This window comes from Nonomuraea sp. NPDC049421 (genome assembly GCF_040677005.1).
GTDB classification, from domain to species: domain Bacteria; phylum Actinomycetota; class Actinomycetes; order Streptosporangiales; family Streptosporangiaceae; genus Nonomuraea; species Nonomuraea salmonea.
The window spans coordinates 15,702-39,496 of sequence record NZ_JBFAQA010000012.1 but is presented as its reverse complement, the minus strand read 5'-3'; the positions used below and the strand labels follow the sequence as shown (position 1 = coordinate 39,496).

Here is a 23,795-nt window from a genome sequence, read left to right as displayed (position 1 = left end):
GCTCTCTGGGGGTCCCATGTTGTCCGCGGATTCGGCGGCGATCGTCCGTACCACGCTGCCCGTCGTCGGCGCCTCGCTCGACGCCATCACCGCGCGTTTCTACGACACGATGTTCGCCGATCGGCCGGAGCTGCTCGACGGCCTGTTCAACCGGGGCAACCAGGCCAACGGCGAGCAGCGCAGGGCGCTGGCCGGATCCATCGCCGCGTTCGCCACGCGGCTGCTGGAGCACCCGGACGAGCGTCCCGACGCGCTGCTCACCCGCATCGCGCACAAGCACGCCGCCGTGGGCGTCACCGACGACCAGTACGTGATCGTGCACAAGTACCTCTTCGCCGCGATCGCTTACGTGCTGGGGGACGCCGTCACCCCGGAGGTCGCGGCGGCCTGGGACGAGGTGTACTGGCTGATGGCCGGTGCGCTGATCGCCCAGGAGGCCAGGCTCTACGCCGCGGCCCACGCGCGTAACGGCGACACGTGGCGGCGATGGCGGGTGGTGGCCCGCCGGGAGGAGACACCCGACGTGGTCTCCCTCCTGCTGCGCCCGCTCGACGGCGGCCCCGTTCCGCCCGCGCGTCCCGGCCAGTACGTCAGCGTCCGCGTCCGCATGCCCGACGGCGTGCACCAGCTACGCCAGTACACCCTGTCCGACGCGGGCGACCTGCGCAGGATCACGGTCAAGCGCGTGACGGGCGTCCCGGACGGGGAAGTGTCGACGCTGCTGCACGACACCGTTCGCGCGGGCGACGAGCTGACCTTGTCCGCGCCGTTCGGCGACGTCACGCTGGACGACGGCGGCGCGCCGCTCGTGCTGGCCTCGGCGGGCATCGGCGGCACCCCGATCGTGGCGATGCTCCAGCACCTGGCCGCCGCCGGCTCGGACCGCCGCGTCCTGATGTTGCACGCCGACCGCTCACCCGCCGACCACGCGCTGCGCGAGGACATGGCGAACCTCGCCGACGAGCGCATCTTCTGGTACGAACAGGGCGCCGCCACCCCCGACCGCGACGGCCTGATGAACCTCGCGGACGTCGAGATCCCCGCCGGCGCGGTCGCCTACCTGTGCGGCCCCCTGCCGTTCATGCGCGACGTACGCGCCCAGCTGCTGAAGGCAGGGGTGGCCGCCCGCGACATCAACTACGAGGTCTTCGGCCCCGACCTCTGGCTGGCCGGCTGAGCCGCTTTCGGCAGCACCATCCGGGATGCGTCCACCAGCAGGAGACCGGCGATCCCGATGATCGGGAGCAGGGTGAGCTGCCAGAGACCCGCGCCGTCCCAGCCGAGCGCCCCCACCAGGCGGGCGAACAGCAGCCCCGAGAAGGCGGCGGCGACGTAGTAGGTGAGGATGAACAGCCCGGCGCCACGGCCCACGTGATGCGGGCGGACGGCCCGCTGCATGGCCGTGCTGCAGTTGGTGAACAGGAAACCGCTGGCGAACGTGCCCATCAGGAACGACAGCAGGTATTGGGCGGGCGCCGAGGTGGCGATCTGGTACATGAGGTACGCGGTGACGCCCGTGGCGACCATCGCGAACATCAGCAGGCGCGCCTGGTTGTACCGGTCGCCCAGCCAGCCCGCGGGCAGGGCCATCATGGCGCCGAGCCCGCCCATCGACACGGCGAACGCGGCCTGGTCGGGCGTGAAGGCGAGCGCCTCGCGCAGGAACGTCGGGTAGAGGCCGAGGTAGCCGTAGAAGACCAGGCCGGAGACGGCGCAGGCGATGCCGATGCCGAGCGTGTTGCGGTTGTACGGCGAGGCCGGCACGTGGTCGTACGTCGCCCCCGCCGTCTCCGTGGCGGCGCCGGTGACCGCCTCGGTCATCCTGCGCGACACCGTCGCCGCGATGAGCAGGCTCATGAGCAGACCGGCGGCGGCGAACAGGAAGAACGGCGCCCGCCAGGTGCCCCAGCCCGCGGCGAGCCCGTTGCCGAGGAGCGGTCCGAGGAAGACGCCCAGGCCGAAGGCGACGCCGACGACGCCGGCGGCCAGCGCGCGGCGGTGGAAGAAGAACGCGCCGATCACCGCGTACAGGGCGGTGGCCTGCACGCCCTCGCCGACGCCGGAGACCAGCCGGTAGATGCTCATGTCGACGAAGCCCACGGCCAGCGGGATGGCGAGGGTGCCGAGCGAGTAGACGAGCACGCTGACGACGACGATGGCCTTGCGGGAGAGCCGATCGGCCAGGTATCCGGCAGGCGGCCCCGCGAGCGCGAGACCGAGGGTGAAGCCGGTGGCGAGGAGCCCGCCCTGTTCGAGGGAGAAGCCGAGCTCGTTCCTGATCTCGGGCAGGAGGGGGTAGAAGATCTGCCGGTCCATCGCGTTGAGCATGTACGAGGCGCACAGGACCGCGAAGCCGATCGCGATGGAGGTCTTCGTCAAGTGGTCGGAGCTCGTAGGGGCACTTCCGCCCTCGGTGGCGCTGCTCATCAAGTGGCTCCTCAGCGGTGCAGGGGGTGAACCCGTGCCTGCTATCGGACACTCGTCCGTACAGCGGTCGGCACAGGTTGGCCTCAGAATGATGCGTGGTGCGACACCTGTCAAGGGGGTGGTGGGGCTGGTGAGGAGGGCACGGGGTAGTCAATCGGACGCATGTCCGCCCAGCGGCAACCACTCGGCCGGCCGGTGGCGCGGGCCTATGTGGCCGTCGCAGTGTTGCGTACACTTCGTTCAACGAAATAATGTCGCCCCATGCCGAGGGGAACATCTGAAGTCAGTGAGCCGATGTACTTCGTGCTCACCGCCCTGCGTGCGGGCCCGCTGCACGGACACGCGATCAGCAAGTCGATCAAGGAGCTGTCCGCGGGCAGGGTGCAGCCGTCGGTCGGCACCCTCTACGGCATCCTGGAGCGGCTCAACGAGCGCGGCGTGATCACTGTCGACCGCGAGGAGACGGTCAACGGCCGCAACCGCCGCTACTTCCGGATCACCGACGAGGGCCAGGCGCTCGTGGAGGCGGAGGCGAGGCGGATGCACGAGGCCGCCGCCCTCGTGCTGCGGCCCTCCAGCACATGACGGTCGTCCCGCAGCCTTCACAGACGCCGCAGAGTCCGCGAAGCCCGCAGAGCCCGCAGAGCCCGCAAGGCCCCCAGAGTCCCCAAGGCCCGCAGAGCCCGCAGGGCGGCGCGCTGGAGCGCCGCTACCGCGTGCTGCTGCGGGCCTATCCGCGCGCCTACCGCACGGCGCACGGTGACGAGCTGCTCGACGTCCTGCTGGAGTCGGCCGATCCCGGCAGGACCGTGCCCGTGCCGAGGGAGGCGTGGGGGCTGCTGGCGGGCGGCGTGCGCAGCCGCGTCGTGCACCTGGCGGCCGGAAGTCCCTGGAAGGACGGCCTGCACCTCGGCGTGACGGCCCTGGCGGCGGTGCAACTGGCGGCGCTGCTGCCGTACGCGGGGGCGCTGCCCCTGTGGACGGCGGTGTCGGCGCTCGCCCTGGTCGCGGTCCTGCGCGGGTGGGTGTGGGCGGCGATCCCGCTCACGCTGGCCGTCGGCGTGAAGGCGGTGGCGATCGCGTCCGGTCGGCAGATCTTCGACCTCACGCTGCTGCCTGTCTATCCGTCGCCGCTCGGCGATCACGCGTTGTTCTCCGACAGTGACCCCTACGTGGTGGCGGGCGGTTACGCGGCCACGCTGGCCGGTCTGGGGGTGCTGGCGGCGCGCGGGCGGCCGCTGCGCGCCCGGTCGTGGTGGTGGTGCGCGGCGGCCCTGGCGGCGGCGTGGTCGGGGCCGCACTGGATGGCGGAGGAGGGCCCGCTGTCCCTCTCCCTCAGCAGGATGGCCGTGGAGGCGGCGGCGTTCGGGCTGGCGGCCTGGGCCGGTTATCTGACGCGCGACCACCGGTGGGCGCTGGCCGCCGGCATCTATCTGGCGGTGGCCTCGGGTGACCTGGCCGTGCACGCGTCCCAGCTGACCGGGCAGCACCTGGCCTACTGGGGCGTGCTCGCCGTGCTGGCGCTCTGGACCGTCGGCACGCCTCTGCGGCAGCGGCGGCACTGCCTGGATTGACCATGCTCCGTTCAACGGAGTATGGTCGGGCGCCATGCCGTACAGACACCGCGTGGCCGCCGGCGCGCTCTGCGCCGCCATGCTCACCGGGTGCGTCTCCGCGACGGAGGCGGACCCGGAGCCAGGAGCCGGCGGCGCCGACGCGTCGAAACAGCAGGCCCAGCGCATCCAGTCCGCCATCGCCGACTGCATGAAGCAGCAGGGCTTCAAGTACGTCGCCTGGGTCCCCGAGCAGGACGCCTTGGAGGAGTTCGACAAGGCGAGTTCGGGCGACTACGAGGCCATGCGGAGGGAGCGTTCCTCGCATGGCTTCGGGGTCTTCGACCTCCTCGCCGACCCTGGCGGCAAGCGGGTGGTCTGGAGCGAGAGCGACAGCCCCAACCACACGATCAAGAACGAGCTCTCCGACGCCCAGCGCGCCGCCTACGACAAGGCGCTGACGTCCTGCGGAAACGCGGCGATCAAGCAGGTCACCGGCAGGGTCGTCACCTCGGAGGCCGACCGGGCCGAGCAGCGCAACAAGCTGATCGACCAGACACTTGAGCGCGAACTGAACGGCGAGCCCCGGCTCGTCGAGCTGGCCGCCGCCATGGGCGACTGCCTCAAGGGCAAGGGTTATCGGGTCGACTCGCTCAAGCCGGTGGACCTCGACCGGCGCGGCGCCCGCGAGTTCGAGGCGCAGAAGCGGGCGCTCGCCATGAAGGACGACATCCCCGAGCGCGACCTGCCCGAGGGCCGCTATTACGAGCCGCGCCTGCCGCAGGCCACCGCGAAGCAGTACCTCGGCAGGGAGATCAAGGCGGCGCTCGACGACCTGGAGTGCGGCAGGGACTTCTACGCCGCGTACCTGCCGCGCAAGCGCGCGATCAGCGCCCAGGTCGGCGACCTGTTCGGCGGAGGAGGGATCTGATGAGGATCGGCAGGATGATCGTGCCGCTGGCCGCCCTGGCAGTGCTCTGCGGCTGCGGGGGCGCCGGGGAGACCGCCGCGCCGTCGCCGAGCGCGAAGAGCGACAAGAAGCACCGGATCGAGGCGGCCAAGGCCGACTGCATGAAGCAGCAGGGCTTCAAGTACGTCCCGTACGTCTGGCGCCCCCCGGTGCCGGACACGGACGAGAGCCGCAAGCGCGCCGCCGGCGACTACCAAGCAATGCGGAAATTTCGTGCAAAACACGGGTTCGGGGTGTTCGACTTGTACGTCTATCCCAAGGAGCTGGGGCACCCAGCGGTCAAACCCGACGACCCTGTGATCAATCCCAACATGGAGATCCAGTCCTCGCTCTCCAAGGCTCAGATGGGCGCCTACAGGAAGGCGCTGGACACCTGCATGGTCACCGCGGCCAACCAGGTGCTCGGCCTGAAGCTGAAGTCGGGCACCGACTACTACGCCGAGCAGAACAAGGTCCGCGAGCGCGCGCTCAAGAGCGACCTCAACAGCGACCCCGAGCTGGTCGAGCTCGCCGCCGCCATGGCCACCTGCCTCAAGGGCAAGGGCAACGCGATCAGCGACACCACGCCGCTGGCCATGGCGAGGCGCGGCCAGGAGATGTTCAGTGCCCAGGAGGACAGGCTGGGCCGGGCACAGCGCGACGACGTGCCCGACGTCGCGCCTCCGGCTAAGGAGGGCGAGCTGCCGATGATCTACGCGCCCACCCTCACCCCCGAGGAGGCGCGCCCCTACCTGAACAGGGAGATCAAGGCGGCGCTCGACGACCTGGAGTGCGGCAGGGACTTCTATCCCGCCTACCTGCCGCGCCAGGCGGCGATAGACGAGCAGGTCAACGACCGGTTCGGCATGTGAAGCCGCCATGAGGTCGCCACGCAGGCTCATCGCCGGCATCATCGCCGGCGTCGTCGTCATCGCCGCCGCGGGCTGGGCGCTGAGCACCCGGTTACGCTCGCCCGCCGACGAGGCGGCCCGCAGGGCCGCGCCCAGGCCCTCGCTCGTCACCGCCGCCGTCGAGCGCCGCGAGCTCGTCAGCACCGTCGTGACCAGCGGCACCCTGGAGTACGGCTCACCCCTGCCCATCACCCTCGCCGGAGCGGTCGGCGGCGCGGCGGAGCTGCAAAGGGCGACCAGGGCGCCGCGCAAGGGCCGCATCAAGGAGGGCGCGGTGCTGATGGAGGTCAACGGCCGCCCGGTGTTCGCGCTGCGCGGCTCCGTGCCGATGCACCGCACGATCGCCCCGGGCAGCAAGGGCGCCGACGTCAGGCAGCTGCAGCGGGCGCTGCGCAGGCTGGGCTTCGGCGGGCCGCTGACGGGCGTGTTCGACCAGGCCACGATCGCGGCGGTCACCAGGATGTACACGAAGAAGGGGTACGAGGCCCAGCAGCCGTCGCCGGCCGACCGGCAGGCGTACGACACGCTGCGCAAGGCCGTACAGACGGCGCAGGAGACCCTCGCGACCGAGCAGCAGGCGCTCGACCAGGGCCGCGATGTGCTGCCGCTGAAGGTGAAGCTCGACAACGCCGAGGCGGACATGACGGCGGCGAAGCGGGCGCTGAAGCAGGCCGAGGAGCGGCGGCTGACGCCCGAGGACGAGGCGAAGCTGGCGGCGGCCGACACGGCCGTACGCGCGGCGGAGGAGAGGCTGGCGGCGGCCGAGCAGGAGCTGGCAGCGGCCAGGACCCGGCCGACGCCCACTCCCACCCCCAGCCTCACCCCCACCCCCACCCCCACCTTCGTCTCCGCGAGTCAGCCGCCCGCTGACACGAGCCTGTTGCGAATGCGGGTCGAGAACGCCAGGGCCGACCTCGCCGCCGCCCACGAGGCGCGCGGTCTGGCCGTGGAGGAGGCGCGGCAGGCCAGGGAGAAACGGCTGGAGGAGCTGCGCAAGACCGTGCGCACGGCCAAGGAGAGCCTGGTCACGGCCCAGCAGGCGTTGCGGCAGGCCAGGAAACTGTCACCCACCAGGCTCAAGGTGGCGGGCGCCAGGAAGGACGTGGCGGCGGCCAAGGAGATGCTGGCCGAGTACGCCCGCACGTACGGCACCTCAGTCCCGCCCGGCGAGGTGGTGTTCCTGCCGAAGCTGCCCGCGCGGGTGCAGAAGGTGTCGGTGCAGGCGGGGCAGCGCGTCGAGGACGAGGTCGCCACCGTCACCAGCTCGTCGTTCATGGTGACCGCGAGCGTGGAGGCGGCGGAGTCGGAGCTGCTTCGCGCCGGCATGGAGGCGAGCATCGAGCTCGGCACGGGCAGAACGTATCGGGCCACGCTCACCGCGGTCGGCGACCGGGCGAAGGTGCCGGGCGCCGAGGACCCGCCCGAAGGCGCCGTACCGATCCTGCTCACGCCCGCCACGAGCAAGGCGCTCAAGGCCGGCACGGCGGTCACGGCGCGGGTCACCGTGGGCGCGACCGAGGAGCCGGTGCTGGTGGTCCCGGTGGCCGCGGTGATCACCTCTGCCGACGGGAAGGCCCGCGTACGGGTCGAGCACGCGCGCGACGAGACCGAGGACGTCGAGGTGCGCACGGGCCTGGCCGCGGACGGGAACGTCGAGGTCACCGGCGCGCTCAAGGAGGGCGACCGGGTGGTGGTCGGCGGTGGCTGAGCCGGTCATCGAGCTGACGGAGGTGTGCAGGGAGTTCCCCGCCCAGCCGCCGGTCCGCGCACTCGACCGCGTCACGCTGCGGGTCGGCAGGGGCGACTATCTGGCCATCACCGGCCCGTCAGGCTCGGGCAAGTCGACCCTGCTCAACTTGCTCGGCCTGCTCGACCGGCCCAGCTCGGGCAGCTACCGGCTGGACGGCGTCGAGACCACGACCCTGCGCGACGGCGCCAGGACCCGGCTGCGCGCCGACCGCATCGGCTTCGTCTTCCAGGCGTTCCACCTGCTGTCCCACCGCAGCGTCGTGGAGAACGTCATGCTCGCCGAGGTCTACCGCCGGCGGCGGGGCACGGTCAGGCAGCGGCGCGCACGGGCGATGGCCGCGCTGGAGCGGGTCGGCGTCGCCCACCGCGCCGACTTCGCGCCCGGCCTGCTGTCCGGCGGCGAACGCCAGCGCGCGGCCATCGCCAGAGCCCTCATGGGCGAGCCGTCCCTGCTGCTGTGCGACGAGCCCACCGGCAACCTCGACAGCCGCAACACCGAGGCGGTGCTCGGCCTGTTCGACGAGCTGCGCGGGCAGGGGCTGACGATCGTGGTCATCACGCACGAGCAGGAGGTCGGCGCGCGGGCCGGGCGGCGGGTGCGCATCACCGACGGCGTGCCGGCGGAGGAGGCGTGATGCACGTACGCGACCTGATCGGCGAGTCCGTCGCCGGCATGCTCGCCAGGCCGGTGCGGTCGGCGCTCACCACGCTCGGCACCGTGCTCGGCATCACGACGCTCGTCGTCACGCTCGGCGTGGCCGCGACCGCGGGCAACCAGATCGTCGGCCGCTTCGACGAGCTGGTGGCCACGGCGATCACCGTGGAGGTGCCGGAGCAGGAGTTCGAGCCGCTCGTGGAGTGGACCGCGATCGACCGGCTGACCAGGCTGCGCGGCGTCGAGTCGGCCGCCGCGGTGGCCGAGAGCGACGACGGCTCCAACCTGTCCGTACGCTCCAACGACATCGTGGACCCGTCCAGGGTCACCACGCAGTCCTTGACCGTGCTGGCCGCGTCGACCGGGCTGCCCGATGCGGCGCGCGGCCGGATGCTGCAGGGCCGCTTCTACGACATCGGACACGTCCAGCGGGGCGACCGGGTGGCGGTCATCGGCGACCAGGCGGCCAGGGCGCTCGGCGTCACCCGGCTCGATCGGTCACCGGCGATCTTCATCGGCGGGCACGCGTACACGGTGATCGGCATCATGGGTGACCTGCGCCGCGAGCGGAACCTGAGCACGGCGGTCATCGTCCCGCCGACGGCGGGCCGGCAGTTCGGGCTGCGCGACGTCACCCGGGTGCTGGTCAACACCACCTTGGGGGCCGCCGGGCTGATCGCCGGCCAGGCGCCCGCCGCGCTCAGCCCGGGCAACGCGGACATGCTGCACGTGGTCGCGCCGCCCAGCCCCACCAGGGCCCGCGACCAGGCGCAGGACGACGTGAACGCGCTCTTCCTCATCCTCGGCCTGGTCTCGCTGGTCGTGGGCGCCGTCGGCATCGCGAACGTCACCCTGGTCACCGTCATGGAACGGGTGCCGGAGATCGGCCTGCGCCGCGCGCTCGGCGCCGCACGCCGGCACATCGCCGCGCAGTTCCTGCTGGAGTCGACGCTGATCGGGCTGATCGGCGGCGTGGTCGGCGCCGCGCTCGGCGTGGTCACCGTGGTCGCCGTGGCGGCCGCCAAGGAGTGGACGCCGCTCCTGGACGTCCGCCTGGCCGTCGCCGCCCCCGTCGCCGGCGCGGTGGTGGGCCTGCTGGCCGGCCTCTACCCGGCTCTGCGCGGCGCCAGGATGGAGCCGGTGGACGCCCTGCGGTGAGAGGCGCACCCACTAGGGTGACACCATGCGCGTCGCGGACACGTTCGAGGAGGATCTCGGCCGGGCCCACGCCCGCGGCGACTGGCCCGCCTGCTCGGCCCTGCTGCGCACCGCCGCCTTCGTCCTCCCGATCGGCGACGAGGCCGCGCGGGGTGAGACGCCGGCGGTCTGGCCCACGTTCACGGCGGGCGAGCGCACGTGGCTGGCGGTGTTCACCTCGCCGGAGCCGATGGGCGAGGTGGCCTCCCGCTTCCGGGTCGTGACCCTGCCTGAGCTGGCGGCCCGCTGGCCGCACCCGCATTGGGGGCTGGCCGTCAACCCGGGGCGAACGGTCTGCTTCTACCTGGAGCCGGGGACGGTGGCCAGGCTCGCCGCGCCGACGCTGCGGGAGGTCATGGCGGCGGCGCCGGACGCGGGGGTCCCGATCGTGCAGAAGCTGCTGCGCCCGTTCGACGTCCTGGAGCTGCTGAGCACGGGAGAGCCGCGGGTGTCCGGCTACTGCCACCTCGCGGCTGACGTGGCGCACCTCACCGGGCCGGTCGCCCTGGCGGAGGCTCTGGCCAGGGACGAGGCGCTCACCCGCGACGGCACCGTGAACGTCCTGCGCTGGCCCGCCGCCGGTCTGTCCCTCTATCGCACGCCCTACGGCGGGACGGACGAGCAGGGCATGCGGGCCGTCGCCGGGTGGGTCATCGAGGAGCCGCCGTTCGTCGGGATGGGTTTCGCGCCCGGTACGGACGAGATCGTCAGGGAGTACAAGATCGACGGCATTCTGCTGCCGTACGGGGCGGAGATCCTGGAGCTGGGCGCCGGCGGTGTGGAGCGGCTGCGCGCGCAGTTCGACGCCGATCGCGGGAAGTGGCTGGTGGAGGAGTCCGGATGACCTACCTGGCCTCCTGGTCGGGAGCCGTGTACGAGGCCGCTCCGCACCTGCTGGAGGACGGACTGTGGATGCGGCTGCGCCGCATCTCGCCCGCCGCCGGGTTCGCGCGGCTGGCGGACGACCTGTACGTCAGGCCCGTCCCCGCCGCGGAGTGCGCGTGGGTCCGCCACGTCATCACCGTCTGCACGTGGCGGGACGCGCCGTTCCGGCTGTGCGCGCAGCGGGGGGACAGAGTGCTCATCGAGTACGTCGGCGCGCAGGTCACCGTGGCCAGGGAGCTGGACCTCGACCGGATCGACCGCGGTGTCCACAGGCTGTGGGTGCCCAGGGCCGAGGTCGCGGAGGTGCAGGAGCTGCCAGTGGATGTCCTGTTGTGACGGGTGTTGTCATTGGTACGTTACCGGGCAGACACTTTGGGGGATATGTCGATGAACGCTGATGCGGGCGGGCTGCAGGCCTACACCGACGAGCTCCAGGCCCGGTTCATGCGGTTGCAGAGCGAAGCGCTCTCCCTGAACGAGCAGGCCCGCGCCGTCGAGGCCACGGAGAAGTCGGCGGACGGCCTCGTCTCCGCCACCGTGGGCGCCCGCGGCGAACTGATCAGCCTCGACCTCGACCCCCGCGTGTTCCGCCGCCCAGACGCCCGCGCACTCTCGGACACGATCAAGGACACCATCCACCGGGCCACGGTCAAGGCCCAGGACAGGGTGGTGGAGATCTTCGCCTCGATCGTGCCGGCCGAGCAGATGCGCGCGCACGTCGAAGGCGACGTCGAGGCCATCATGCAGCAGCTGGCCGGCCAGATGATCGAGGGGGATGGTCAGCGGTGAGGAACGAGGAGGGCACCGAGATCGTCGAGCCGATCTCGACCGGCATCTCCCAGTTCGCGTTCATGGCCGGCGATCTCGACACCGCCTACCGGTCGGACGAGACGGAGCTGCGCGGCCTGCTGGCGGCGCAGATCTGGGGCACGGGAGTGGCGGGCACCGCGTTCATCCGGGCCCTGGAGGCGGGCGGCGGCCTGGACCTGTGGCTCGACGACACCAGCGCGCTCGTGCAGGACATCAACAAGATGCCGGCCAAGTTACGCAAGGTCGTCGGCAACTCGCTGAGCACCGACGCGGAGCTGGGGGAACGCACGGCCCGCATGCTCGGCTCCATCTGACGGAGACGGCGTCAGATGGCGACAGCGAAACCGATCAATCCGAGTTACGTTCCGGGCAGAGGGTCGCCGATCAGGCGGGTCCCCACCACCGAGGTACGCCCCGCCTGGGAGACGTCGGCGTTGCCCGACTGGGTCAACTACACCTTCATCCCGCTGTTCACGGCGGGCGAGCCGTGGCCCGCCGACACCAGGACGGTGGAGCTGGGCCGGGCGGCCCAGCTGTTCGACTCCGTGGCGGGCGGCATGGTCGATGCGCTGGAGAAGACCGGCGCCGCCGTCAGCGCCATCGACGCCGGATACACCTCCCCCGCCAAACCACCCGCGTTCACCGTCATCCGCCGGCAGTTCGACGACCGGACCGGCGTCGTCGCCAAAGCGAACCAGGCCGCCCAGCTGGCAGAGCACTTCGCCTCCTTCGCGCTGGAGACCGACTTCACCAAACGGTCGATCAACATCGCCTTCTGGGTGTCGGTCACCGCGGCCGCGCTCGGCATCGTGGCCGTCAGCAGCCCCTTCGCGGCGCTGGTCGTACGCCTGTCCGCGCAGTTGGGCAGCGTCCGCGCCCAGCTGCTGCTGCGACGGCTGCTGCTCGTCGCCGGCCGCGCGGGACCCGCCACGGGTGCCGGCCGGACCGTGCTCACGGCCGGCGCCGGCAGCCGCTTCCTCGCCTGGGAGCTCGCGACGGAGATCCCAGAAGAGCTCCTGGAAGGTCTGGCCGGCCTGAAGGCCCAGCACGACCAGATCAAGGAGGGGCTGCGGGACGAGTGGGACTGGGAGCTCACCAAAGCCATCGTCGTCGGCACCGTCATCGGCACCGCGACCGGCGTCTGGCTCGGCCGCCACATGACCGGGTACATCGACCGGATGCCCGGCATCGGCACGCTGTACAGGACGGCGGGCGTCCGCACCGGTGTGCTGCCCGCGCTCCAGCGCTATCCGCGGGCGGTGCTGGCCACTGCCCTGCCGAACGTGCCAGGCTCCGTGGCCGGCCAGGTCGGTGCCGGAGTCCTCGTATACGGCGATCCAGGACAGATCACCCTGCAATCGATGGTGGGGGCCGCCGCCGCGGGCGGGTTCAGGGCGAACACGTACAGCCCGTTCAACGTGCACGTCATGAATGCGGCCATCCACCCGGTCACCACGCTGTCGAACTACGCCGCCAGCATGGGGACGCACCTCGCCGGGACGACCACGGACGGGTACCGCCCGGACACGTACGGGACCGTACCGTCGCCGGACGGGCCCCGGCCGACCGTCACAGCGCCGCCGCAGGTCGTTCCGCCCCAGTGGGCCGCGTCCGACCTCCCGGCGCAGACCACCCGCGACGCCACGGACACCCTTCAGCAGCGGCCCACCTCCGGTGACCTGCAGCGCCTCCTCAACGGCGACCGCTCGCCTCGGCCCACCACGCCGACGCCGCACCACGACACCCGGCACCCGAGCAGCCCGACGCAGGGCCAGGCACCACCCCACCCCCAGAACCAGGCGCAGACCGCCCAGGGTCAAGCCACAGCAGAGCCGAAAAACGTCACCCCTCCCACGGCACCCGCCCCATCCGAGCAGAACACCCGATCCGAGCCGGACGCCCAAGCCGCGCCGGACGCCCGTACCGAGCCGGACGCCCAAGCCGCGTTGGACACCAGTACCGAGCCGGACACCAGTACCGAGCCGGACGCCCGTACCGCAGCCACCACCGACGTCGCGGCGGCACCCCTCGTGACCGCCGAGGGCCCGTCCGCGCAGGCCGACTCCGACTCCCCGTCGCAGGACGACCCGGCCGCGGGCCGGCACGCGCAGGCCGCGAGCCACCGTCCGGACGGTCCGGCCGCGGCCGCGCAGGGCGGGCCCCGCAGCACCGACCTCGACCCCGACACCCGGCCGCCGCTGCTCCCTCAGCACGACGAGCGGACCCTGGCCGCGCTGCGCGACGGCAACGCGTACGCCATCGACCCGAAGAAGGCGCTCAAGGCATCGCAGTGGGCCGACCTTCGCCGGTTCCCCGGCGAGGTGGTCGAGGAGCGGGAGCACCGCAAACAAGTGCTGTCGCTGCTCGAAGTGCGCCTGATGGACGTGACCGACGAGGCGGGCACGACTCACCCCATCACCGAGTTCACCCTCCTGGTCCGGTTCAGAGCCCCCGACCTGAGCAGGGAGGAACTGCTGAAGGAGCAGTCGGACCTCCTCGACTCCATCGATCTGTACTACAACCACCAGCACACGCTTCGCGACGGCTCCCAGCTGCACCTGCGGGTGGAGTTCGTGGAGGCCAAGGGGAGCGAGCCCGGCGTCCTGCTGGCTCCCGACACCGGGCGACGATCCGACTACGCCCACTTCGCCGTCGGCCAGGCCATCACCTTCTACGCCCACGAGCTGGGCCACCATCTGGGCTTCCCGGACGACTACGTGGACGAGACCGAGTACGGGCGGCGCACGCTGACCGCCTCCTACGTCCATCGGGATCGCACCCTCATGGGCTCCGAACGGCCCTTCTGGGCCTCATCGGCCAGCGACGTGCGTGACCATCAGGGACACGCATTCCCGGCGGTGGTCGGCCTGCGCCCGCGCCACCTGGAGATCCTCTCCGACCTGGCGGAGACCAAGGAGGTCACCGTCCCCCGGCGTCGCGACAGCCGCCGGCTCATCGATCGGACCACGACGGTTTCACGCGACCTGCCGGTCGTCACCGGTCCCGCGAGTCCGGAGGTGCCGTACGAGACCATGCGCCTGCCGGTGCCCACGGCGGAGAACACCCGGCTGCCCGACCACGTACGCGACCTGCTGGAGAGGTTCCCGGTCAGCGGGCCCGAGTTCTTCCAGCACGCGCTCAGGCTCGACCGCATGGCGGCCCTGTACCGGGACGTCCCGGTCGCGGACCTCACCCGGCACCATCTCGCCTACACCGACGCGCTGATCTCCACGGCGGTCGCCATGTACGACTCGGTGCCCGACCACGCGTTCGACGGCCCCGACCTCACCCGCTTCCGTGCTCTGCTGGAGCTGGTCGCCGACCAGGACGGTGCGGTGCCGGACGCCCGTGCCCTCGTCCGTCAGCTGGCGGAGGCGATGGGCGTGGACCGGTTCCGCATCCGTGACGTGGAAGGGCTGGCGCGCTTCGCCGAGTGGTTCCGTGCCACGGGCGGGCAGCGCTTCCCCGGCGAGCGAGGCGTGAAGGCGCTGACGCGCGCCGCCGGTGAGCTGTTCGGCGACGTCGAGAGCACAAAGGCCGTGGTCGAGGTCGCCCGGCTGTTCGCGTCCGTGGCGGAGTCCTCACAATCCATGGCGTACGGCGAGGTGGGCAAGCACTTCGGCGTCGTGGTGGCCGCCATCCGCGACGCGCTCGCCGCCAGGGAGCCGGGCACGCAGGTGTCGGGCTACAGCCTGGCCAAGCTGGTCGAGAGCGCCGTGACCAACGCACGGACCGCCGCCCCCGTGGCACGCGACACCACGGATCCGGGCTCAACCGCGTACGCACCGGAGAACCCGGTCGACCCGCTCACCGGGTCACCCGTGCGCGGCCCGCGAGGACGCGCCGGTTTCGCAGGGCTGCCGGACGGCGCGGTGGCCTTCCACCACGACCCGACCCGGCCGGATCCGGCCGGGTGGCAGGCTCCACGGCCTGAGCCGGGGATCGAGGTCCGGCCGATCGGGGACTGGTTCGTCGCCGACGGCAGGCGGCCCGCGCTGGACGACCTCACCGTCGCCGAGGCCCGCGCCGCGTTCGACGCCGAGGTCGAGCCGGCCGACCTCGGCAGCCGGTCCATGACGTGGAGCTGGGTGGACGACACCACCTTGCTCATCGGCGACCGGCACATCACGTTCGAGGTGGGCCCGGTCGACGGCGCCGCGCTGAGCCGCGTACGGCTGGGCGAGGGCACCGCGCAGGCTCCCGACCTGGTACGCCTGGCCGCCAGGATCGCGCCAGGCCAGGTGGCTCCCGCCGTCCTGGCCGTGGTCTCCGACGTCTTCCAGCAGCTGACCGCCCCGCGTACCACGATGGCGGCGCTGACCGGCCACCCCGACGGCCGCGACACCTCCCACAACGCCCGCCAGAACGTCTTCCGCCTGCTGTCGCGTCAGTACCGGACCGCGAGCACCCCCGAGGCCAGAGCCGAGCTGCGGGCCAGGCTCGACGACATTCTCGCGAGCTTCACCGAGGGCGTCCCCGCCGGAGCCGGCCGTGAACGCCTGGACAGGCTCCGCGCGCTGGCAGAGGAACCGCCGGCTCCCACACCGCCCCCACCCACACCGCCCCCGCCCGCACCGGCCCCGGCGACACGGGAACCGCGCAGCACCGACCTCAACCCCGACACACGCCCACCCCTGCTGCCCCTGCACGACGAAAGGACGCTGGCCGTCCTGCGCGACGGCAACGCCTACTCCATGGACCCGAGGCAGGCGATCAGAGCGTCCCAGTGGGCGCGACTGCGCCAGTACGCGGGCGAGGAGGTCCAGGAGCGGCACCCCTGGGAGCGGAGCAGGTCCCGGCTGGAGGTGCGCTCGCTACGCGTGGTGGACGAGGCCGGCACGACGCACGCCGTCACCGAGTTCACCCTGATCCTCCGGTACGCCGCCGACCCCGCCATGAGCGAGTCCGAGCTGCTCCTGGAGCAGTCGAACATGCTGGACGCGGTGGACGTCTACTACAACCACCAGCACCGGCTCCGAGACGGCTCCCAGCTGCACGTCAGGCTGCGGTTCGTGCCCGCCCAGGGGAACGAGCCCAGGGTCACCTTCCACCCCAGGACCCCAGGCGCCCGCCCCAACGCCGAGCACCTCTACGCCGGCTGGGGACTCGCCCTGGCCGCCCACGAGCTGGGCCACCATCTGGGCTTCGACGACGACTACATGGAGGCGGCCAAGCAGGACAGGCGCACGCTCGCCGGCACCCTCGTGCGGCGCGACCCCAGCTTCATGGGGTCGGAGCGGCTCTGGTGGGCCGAGGACTCCGTCTCGGACGTGTACGGCAGCCCGTTCCCCGCCAGGGCCGGCCTCCGCCACCGCCACCTCATGGCGCTGTCGGCCCTGGCCGAGACCATGGAGGTCACCGTCCAGCGGCGTCCTGGCGCGATGCGTCCCGGAGCCTTCGACTTGTCCGCCGCACGGACCGAGACGCGTCCGCGCCGCCTGCCGGTCGCCAAGGGCCAGGCCGAGCCCGCCGTCCCGTACGACACCATGCGCCCGGCAACGCCCGCACCGGACACCATCCGCCTGCCCGAGCACGTACGCGAGCTCCTGGCGGCTTTCCCCGCTCACGGCCGCGAGTTCTTCGACCACGTGCTGCGGCTCGAACGCATGGCGGCCGTGCACCGCGAGGTCACGGTGGACGACTTCACCCGGCACCACCTCACCTACACCGACGCCCTGCTCTCCACCGCCGCCGCCATGTACGGCACCTCGCCCGAGTTCCCGTTCAGAGGAGCCGACCTCAGACGGATCCGCGCACTCGTCGAGCTCGTCACCGACGGCGCCCCGCCCCGTGCCCACGCCTTCCTCCGCATGATCGCGGAGGCCATGGGCCGCGACCGGGCCTCCGTCCTGGACGTGGACGGCCTGGCCCGCTTCGTCGAATGGTTCCGCTTCACCGGCGGCCACCGCTACCCGGGCGAACAGGGCGTGGCCGTGCTCCGGCGCGCCGCCGGAGAACTGTTCGGCGACATGGACAGCACGCGCGCCGTCGTCAAGGTGGCCCAGTTGTTCGCCGCGGCGGCCGACCACTCGCCCCACATCGCCCTCGGCCACGCGGGAGACCGCTTCGCGGTCGTGGCGGAGCGCATCGGGGAGGCACTCGCGGCGCGAGCGCCCGGGCAGTACCTGTCCGGCTACGATCTCGCCACGCTGGTGGAGGAGGCCCTCCCCGAGACCGCGTCCACGGCGGACACCGCCACCCGTACGGCGGAACCGCCGCCTGGCTGGCAGCCGGGCGACACGGCGCTGCGTCGTGGCCGGCAGGTTGCCACCGAGATGGGTTGGACCGGCCTGCCGGACCTGCGGCTCCGGCAACTGGGCCAGCTCGAGGCCCTGTACGACGCCCGCACCCGCGACCGCCAGGCGGCCATGCGGCGGGCCGAGTTCCGGCTCGGCGGCCGGCGCGGCGTGTACGAGAGCGCGCTGGAGGCGCTGAACTCCGGAAACCCGGAGATCACGCAGGCCCTGTCCACGGGGGATCACCTCCTGTTCAGCGGCGCCCTGCTGAACCACGCCGCGACCCGCACCGCGCGCGGAGAGCCGCGGTACGCGCGCATCGACGCGACGACCCGGCAGGACGTGCGCGAGTGGCTGTCCGTCACCGAGTTCGACCGGCTCGTGAGCGGCCTGTGGGACCTGCAGGCCGCGGACCCGGAGCTGATCCGGCGGTACGCACCCGGCTTCGCCACCCGGCCCGAGGGCGTTGTCGCGCTGCGTGCCTTCACCGCCGGACACGACACGGAGGTCAACGCGGCGATCAGGCAGGCGCCGGCCTCCGGACAGAGCTCGATCGACGGCTCGGTGGCGGAGATGTGGGCCGCGTGGCGGCTGCTGCCGCGCCTCGCTCATCCGGTCTCGTTCTGGCTGGACCTGACACCGCAGGAGCTCAGCGCGTGGACCGCCGTGCCGGACTTCATGCTGGACGCCTTCATGCTCGTGACCGCCCAGGCGGCGCACCCCGCGACGAGGGTGCCCGATGGCACGGTGCGCTACCGGTTCGACTTCGAGGTGGCGGGCGCGCGCGAGCTCGGGCCGATCACGTGGCAGGCGGGTCTCCGCCAGGTGCTGGCCGAGCCGGGGACCAGGCTCCACGTCACGTTCGTCCCCGAGGAGCGGCGGATCATCCTGTCCGACGGCCTCGCCGCCCGCCCGCCCAGCAGCGGTCCGGCGCCGGCGCCGGCGGCGCGAAACACGGCACGGGATGAGCCGCCCGGCGGCGACCGGCCCGTACTCACCCCCTTCGCCCTGCCGGCGACCTGGCAGATGAACGAGGAGGCGTGGAAGGAGGGCGACGGCTGGGTGGCGACGAGGGACCGGGAAGAGGGGAGGCTCCGGCTCTACCGCCCGCTCCGCCTTCGCGGCATCCACAGCGTGCACGTCCTCGACGGCGTCCTGCACGTGCTCCAAGGCGATGGGTGGTTCCGGGTCGAGCAGACCGGCGGCCCGCGGTTGCGCGGCGTCCCACCAGCGGAACTCACTCCGGAGATGGCCGACCGGCTGCGACGGACGCCCAGGATCGTCGGCGTACCGGAGGGCTTCTACGTCACGGTGCACGAGGAGCCGGGCCTGCGCAGCATCCGCCACGCCACCGCGGACGTCATCGCCTCCTTCTCCCAGGGACGCCTCGTCAGGCTGCACGTCCCGGTGGGCGACGAGCAACTGGCGGGACTGCTGACCGGAGCCACCGCCCTGGGCACGCTCACCCATCCGGCGACCGGGCTCAGAGCCGTCAGGGTGAACAACGGCTGGATGGAGTTCACGGTGCTGGAGGACGCGTCCGTCGTGGACGCCGAGGTCCTGCTCGTGGACCTCTCCCAGGACCTGCCCGGGATGCGACGGACGGAGGTCGTCACCGAGGCGACCGGATTCGCCCGCGGCGGGGTCAACGACAACGCGGTCATCGCGAACCTCGATCTCTTCGACGGCACGCCGAGGACCGAGGTCGAGCAGCGCCTGCGCGAGCACGGCCTGCTCGGCCGCGCAGAGGACGTGCGCGACGTGCTGGTCAGGGACAACACGCTGGTGCTGGGGGCCGGGCGGACCCACCACGACCTGGCCCAGCCGCTGCGCCGCATCTCCCACGTCCTGCGCCACGTCGATCGGGCCCGCATCCGGATCGACGGCCACGCGTACGACACGCGCGTGCTGCGCAGGTCCGGCCCGGCCGGCAACCCCCTCGGTCCCGCCGCGCCGGACGACCTCGTCGAGGTGGTCAACGTGACGACCGGGGAGCGGCTGACCTTCCACCCGCTGATCGCGGAGACGGCCGCCTCGCACGGCCTCTACGGTGGCAGGAGATCCCCGGCCCGCCTCTCCCCGGAACAGATCATCCGCGTGCTGACGCATCTGCACGAGCGTCTGCCGGACGGCCACCTGGACCAGCTCGTCGGCTACGCCGACAGGGACCTGGACCGCCCTTCCGGCGTGGTCGCCGTCGTCGCGGCGACCACGCCGCCCGGCACCCGCGCGCCGGAGCTCCCCGTCCTGCCCGCGCCGGTCGCGGCCCTGCCCGCGGGGACGCGCCTCCTGGGCGGCAGGTTCGTGGGGAGCGACAACGTGCTGATCGAGTTCGGCGACGGCGGGCGGAGCTTGTGGGCCCGGCTTGGCAGCCCTGACGAGATCGCCCGCATCCAGGTCGACGGCATGATCGCCGTGGAGTACCGCACCGGAAACGCGCGGGCCGGGTGGTCCTTCGAAGACCACGGCCTGGCGAAGATGTGGGACATGTTCCTGCCCACCAAAGGGTTCGTCAACGCGAACGAGCGGCACCTACGCGCGCTCGGCTTCCAGCCGCTGATCGACGAGGGCCGGCTGCGAATCATGCGGCTCACACACGGCGCCACGACGATCCTGGCGGTGCTGAACGGCCGGCGACTGACCGGACTGTACACCGGCGTCCCCCTCACCCCGTCGCAGCAGCGGCTGATGGACGCGGCGACGATCCACGCGGACGCCGACGGCGGGCTTGAGCTGGAGGTCAACGGCCTCCCCTTCCAGCTCCGTGTCCCGGCCGGCCAGGAGGCCGAGAGCCGCCTGTACAACCCCAACAGCCGGGGCATCGGCTCGGTCCACCTCGACCTGCCTGCCGCCCCGCCGAGAGCGTCCGATCCCGTGGTGGCCGACGAGGCCGCGCGGATCGAGCAATCGCTCGGCCAGGTGGCCGCCTCGCCCGCGCACCTGCCGGGCTTCCGGCAACTGGGTGCCACCCCGTTCTGGCAGGGCGGGCCGTTCGTACTCCTCCAGGGGGCGGACTCCCGCGTCGTGCTTTACCAGCGGACCACAGACGCCGCCGCCCGGCAGGAAGACCTCCAGGAGGTCCACGACGACGGCGCGGGACTGCGCATCAGAGCCGGCGCCCACACCACTCTGGCGATCACCGTGGACGGGCAGCCCGAGACCCGGTACCAGAGGATTCCCGCCCGCGGCGCCCGCCTGATCGGCGGCTCCGCCGACGGGGTGCGGCTGGGCGACGCGCTGGCCGAGTGGACGATCCACCCGGCGGAGCCGCACCTTCGCGACCTGGTGGTGCACGCCGCCCCGGACGTGCTCCAGGCCGCGCTGGACGCCGCGCCGACCGGCCGGCTCGACGACATCCGCGCCCTTGAGCGGCAGCTCGCCTACCAGGTCACGCAGGGCTGGCGGAGCGACGTCCCCGGAGTGCTCCGGCACGACGACCACCTCGTACGGACGCAGGGAGCGACGCACGCCCAGCACGCGCTGCCGCTGCGCCTGATCAGGCACCTGGACGACGTGCTGCCGGGTTTCGACCGCGTCACCATCGGCGGGCAGGAGTACGCGGTCAGGCGGGAGATGCCGCTGTTCCCCCCGCGATCCCCGTACGGTGACCTGCTGGACTACAGCCCCGACTACGTCGTCACGAACCTCGTCGATGGCACCGAGCTGCGCTTCCCCGGCCGGGCCGGCGAACTGATCGCCGCGCACGGCTTCTACGGCGACAACACGTACTCGCTGCGCGTGGACCCGCAGGCCATCGCGGTCATGTTCCCATGGGCGGCGCCCACCGACGCGGGCATCTCAGGGCTCCTGCCCGGCTCGGCCACGGTCTCCGGGCCCGACCGGCCCAGCAGTGGCCGGCTCGGCGCCAGTCCGTACTGGAGAGGCGTGTCGCAGCTGGTCGGACGGTCCGGTGACGGCGATCCCGTGCTCTATCTGAAGAGAGAACTGAAGGTCTTCGGCCGTAGCGTCGCGGTCCTGGACGTGGATCCCGCGGCTGAGGTCGGTCCGGCCCTGCTGGTCACCTTCAGCTCCTACAACGACGAGTCCTACCTGATCCCCATGGGCGACGTACGGGCGAGCGCGCAACGGACGGAGAGCCCCGCCATCACGTACTCACGGCGCCGGCAGTCCCACCGGGAGCAACTGGAGAACGCCGGCTTCCACGTCATCCACGCGGAGGACGACCTGCGCATCCTGCGCTACGCCTGGTCCGGCGGCGAGATGCTGGCCGTCCTGGTCGGTGACGAGCTGGACGGACTCTTCAGCCGCGAACAGGACTAGGAGCCCGAGACCGGCGGCGCCTCGAACCGGATCGGCCCGCTGATCAAGCAGGGCCGCCGACCAGCGGACTGTCGGTCGCCGAGACCTGGTTGTCCCCTCTCAGGAGCAGGTTGTAGGTGAGGTGACGCGGTTGCCGCTTTTCACGGGCAGAACCTGGTGCCGGCAGTCGGAGTAGCCCGAATCGCGCCCGGCGGCCGAGCTCGCGCAGCCGGACGGCCTGCTCCTCGGCGATGGGAAACCGTAGTGGGCCGAGTCCGTTGACCGCCACGAGAGATCGGCTGCTGGAAGCTTTCGTAAGGCGCTGGCCGCAGCGGACTCCGCCGACGTGGCGAGCAACTCGGCGACTTGTTCACGAGCGATGCCAGGCACGGAATTCCTCCTTGGACCACAATCGAGACCGCGACGCGGCTTACCGGTACCCGCACTTGATCACGGGAGGAGGCGGCGTGCGAGTCGTTCGGCGTTGAGGGCGTGGATGGCATCGTCGACGGCTTGCCGATCGGTGAGGTCGATGCCGCGGTCAGTGAGAGCGGCGGCGATCTGTTTGGCGGGTCCCCAGGAAGTGCCGTCATCGAACGCCTGCCGGAACGCGGGAAGGTGGGCGTCGACGGCGTCGACCACCGGGGTGATCCAGCGTGCATCGACGCCGCGCCGGCCGAGGGCGTAAGCCACCCACTGGCGCAGAACGCCGGGAAGGGCCGCACGCTGGTCGGCATCGAGAACGGCCTTGCGGGGCAGCCAGTCCGTGAGCAGCAGCATGACCTCGTCCGGGCTCCAAGCCAGCGGGCCGGAGATCACGTAGCCCTCGCCGTAGTCCAGGAACAGCTCGGCCAGTGACCTGCTCACGTCGTCGTCCAGATGACTGGTGCTGGTGAACTCCTGGATCAGGCGGTGGCGTTCGGCCTTGGGGAGGCTGTCGCGTTCGGGCCAGGCGGGCAAGTGATCGCGGCAGCGGGACCAGGCCAGAGCCCGATTGTCGACGAAGTCCTCGTCGTCGTTGCGCGGCCAGGTGATATCCGTGGTGCGCAACGCGTCGGCCAGGTCGGCGAGCACCTCAGCCACCGGAGCCTGGGTGATCGGCATGGGCACCTCTTCGGATTCGTGCCGCTGGTCCCACTGCGCGGCGGCGCCGGGCTCCAGGACCGCGATCTTGCCGATCATCAGCCCACCGGGCTTGAGGACCTGGGCCATCAACGTGTGGGGATGCGGGCCGTCGTAATCGACGAGCAGCACCTGCTCGCTGTCCCACACGTCCACCGCTCGCCACGCCGATGTCGCGGTCCATCCCGCGCCCGCGGATGCGGCGGTGTACCAGGGAGGCATTGGCTGCGTCCGGACCAGGATGTCGATCGTCTCGGCCAGCATGGTGACGTCGGTCGCTGGTGCGACCCGCGCCAGCGCGGCGATCGCCGCCAAGCCGTTCGGTGTGGGCTTGGTGCATGCCCGGCCGGTCACCTCCATGCACAACCGATGCTCGGCCTCGCGTTCGCTCAGCTCCGCGGTCACCCATGCTTGACCGAGCCAACTGCTGGCCCAGATCTCGGCCATCAGTGGATCGGCCAGGCCGGTGAGCTGCCGTGCGTCACGCAGCAGCAGGTCAGATCGGCGCGGTGGCAGGGGCGAACGACGGGCCGGCTTGCTGCCGGTGGCCTTGCGGCGGCCGCGACTCTTGGGCATGCTCCAGTCCACCACAGCCGGTGACCGAGCCGCATCCTGACCAAGGCGGCCGGCTGGGTCGCACGATCGAGGTTCGCCGACATGGTCGGATTCAATGAACTCATGTACGCCCGGTTGCGATGAACAGCAGGGTCCGGAAGCAAGTGCGGGAATCAGTGATGCGGGGGATATAGACGCTCCAGCCGGTCGGCGTGGACAGCGAATATGAAGGGCCCAGGGGTGGCGGAGGCAGCGAAGATGGGCTGTTGGTTGGTGATGAAGCGTTCGGCGTAGGCGGCGGAGGTGAGATCGCCGCGGGTGACGACGAAGCAGCGGGCCCGGTGTCCTATGACGGCGTCGATCTCGGCTTGCCGGTAGCGGATGCGTTTGTCCTTCATGAGGATGGCCCAGCTGAGCTTGGCGCTGTCTTCGATCCAGCGGTGTCTTCGATGCAGAAGGAGCCGGCAGAGATCGTATCTGCGTTAC

The 23,795-nt window shown here is 71.8% G+C and carries 16 protein-coding genes; 13 read left to right on the top strand and 3 right to left on the bottom strand.

The annotated features are described in order from the left end of the window. Positions 1 to 16 precede the first annotated feature (16 nt). On the top strand, positions 17 to 1,177 hold the full coding sequence (locus tag AB0K18_RS21350; RefSeq protein ID WP_364916660.1) for a globin domain-containing protein: 1,161 nt from the start codon (positions 17 to 19) through the stop codon (positions 1,175 to 1,177). Here AB0K18_RS21350 and AB0K18_RS21345 read toward each other — a convergent pair. Continuing rightward, positions 1,138 to 2,427: an MFS transporter gene (locus AB0K18_RS21345; RefSeq protein ID WP_364916657.1), complete on the bottom strand. Its 1,290-nt coding sequence runs from the start codon at positions 2,425 to 2,427 to the stop codon at positions 1,138 to 1,140. The two genes, AB0K18_RS21350 and AB0K18_RS21345, sit on opposite strands and share 40 nt — an antisense overlap. 261 nt (positions 2,428 to 2,688) lie before the next feature. Here AB0K18_RS21345 and AB0K18_RS21340 point away from each other — a divergent pair, with 261 nt between their 5' ends. The 12 genes from AB0K18_RS21340 to AB0K18_RS21285 are packed head-to-tail and all read left to right on the top strand — an operon-like array spanning position 2,689 to position 21,653. Continuing rightward, positions 2,689 to 3,012 carry a PadR family transcriptional regulator gene (locus AB0K18_RS21340; protein ID WP_364560402.1) on the top strand — a complete coding sequence of 108 codons (324 nt, stop codon included), beginning with the start codon at positions 2,689 to 2,691 and terminating at the stop codon, positions 3,010 to 3,012. Continuing rightward, entirely contained in the window at positions 3,009 to 4,001 is a 993-nt protein-coding gene (locus AB0K18_RS21335) for a hypothetical protein (protein ID WP_364916654.1), read from the top strand. Before AB0K18_RS21340 ends, AB0K18_RS21335 begins: the two co-directional genes overlap by 4 nt. A 34-nt stretch (positions 4,002 to 4,035) precedes the next feature. Next, positions 4,036 to 4,911 (top strand): hypothetical protein, encoded by an 876-nt coding sequence (locus AB0K18_RS21330; RefSeq protein ID WP_364916652.1) that lies wholly within the window; start codon positions 4,036 to 4,038, stop codon positions 4,909 to 4,911. Beyond that, positions 4,911 to 5,801: a hypothetical protein gene (locus tag AB0K18_RS21325; RefSeq protein ID WP_364916649.1), complete on the top strand. Its 891-nt coding sequence runs from the start codon at positions 4,911 to 4,913 to the stop codon at positions 5,799 to 5,801. Before AB0K18_RS21330 ends, AB0K18_RS21325 begins: the two co-directional genes overlap by 1 nt. A gap of 7 nt (positions 5,802 to 5,808) precedes the next feature. After that, the gene (locus AB0K18_RS21320) at positions 5,809 to 7,548 is read left to right on the top strand and encodes a peptidoglycan-binding protein (protein ID WP_364916646.1); all 1,740 of its coding nucleotides are present in this window, start codon (positions 5,809 to 5,811) and stop codon (positions 7,546 to 7,548) included. Then, the gene (locus AB0K18_RS21315) at positions 7,541 to 8,224 is read left to right on the top strand and encodes an ABC transporter ATP-binding protein (protein ID WP_364916644.1); all 684 of its coding nucleotides are present in this window, start codon (positions 7,541 to 7,543) and stop codon (positions 8,222 to 8,224) included. Before AB0K18_RS21320 ends, AB0K18_RS21315 begins: the two co-directional genes overlap by 8 nt. After that, positions 8,224 to 9,402 (top strand): ABC transporter permease, encoded by a 1,179-nt coding sequence (locus tag AB0K18_RS21310; protein ID WP_364916641.1) that lies wholly within the window; start codon positions 8,224 to 8,226, stop codon positions 9,400 to 9,402. Before AB0K18_RS21315 ends, AB0K18_RS21310 begins: the two co-directional genes overlap by 1 nt. A gap of 25 nt (positions 9,403 to 9,427) precedes the next feature. Then, a complete protein-coding gene (locus tag AB0K18_RS21305; RefSeq protein WP_364916639.1) occupies positions 9,428 to 10,285 on the top strand; it encodes an SseB family protein in 858 nt (285 codons plus the stop codon). After that, positions 10,282 to 10,662 (top strand): hypothetical protein, encoded by a 381-nt coding sequence (locus AB0K18_RS21300; protein ID WP_364916636.1) that lies wholly within the window; start codon positions 10,282 to 10,284, stop codon positions 10,660 to 10,662. The genes AB0K18_RS21305 and AB0K18_RS21300 overlap by 4 nt, the downstream gene beginning before the upstream one ends. A gap of 51 nt (positions 10,663 to 10,713) precedes the next feature. Next, entirely contained in the window at positions 10,714 to 11,115 is a 402-nt protein-coding gene (locus AB0K18_RS21295) for a YbaB/EbfC family nucleoid-associated protein (RefSeq protein WP_364916633.1), read from the top strand. Continuing rightward, positions 11,112 to 11,450 (top strand): hypothetical protein, encoded by a 339-nt coding sequence (locus AB0K18_RS21290; protein ID WP_364916631.1) that lies wholly within the window; start codon positions 11,112 to 11,114, stop codon positions 11,448 to 11,450. Before AB0K18_RS21295 ends, AB0K18_RS21290 begins: the two co-directional genes overlap by 4 nt. Positions 11,451 to 11,465: 15 nt before the next feature. Next, the gene (locus AB0K18_RS21285) at positions 11,466 to 21,653 is read left to right on the top strand and encodes a hypothetical protein (protein WP_364916628.1); all 10,188 of its coding nucleotides are present in this window, start codon (positions 11,466 to 11,468) and stop codon (positions 21,651 to 21,653) included. A gap of 429 nt (positions 21,654 to 22,082) precedes the next feature. Here AB0K18_RS21285 and AB0K18_RS21280 read toward each other — a convergent pair whose 3' ends face one another. Then, positions 22,083 to 23,330 carry a hypothetical protein gene (locus tag AB0K18_RS21280; protein WP_364916626.1) on the bottom strand — a complete coding sequence of 416 codons (1,248 nt, stop codon included), beginning with the start codon at positions 23,328 to 23,330 and terminating at the stop codon, positions 22,083 to 22,085. Positions 23,331 to 23,482: 152 nt separating this feature from the next. Then, on the bottom strand, positions 23,483 to 23,707 hold the full coding sequence (locus AB0K18_RS21275; RefSeq protein WP_364916623.1) for a hypothetical protein: 225 nt from the start codon (positions 23,705 to 23,707) through the stop codon (positions 23,483 to 23,485). Positions 23,708 to 23,795 lie beyond the last annotated feature (88 nt).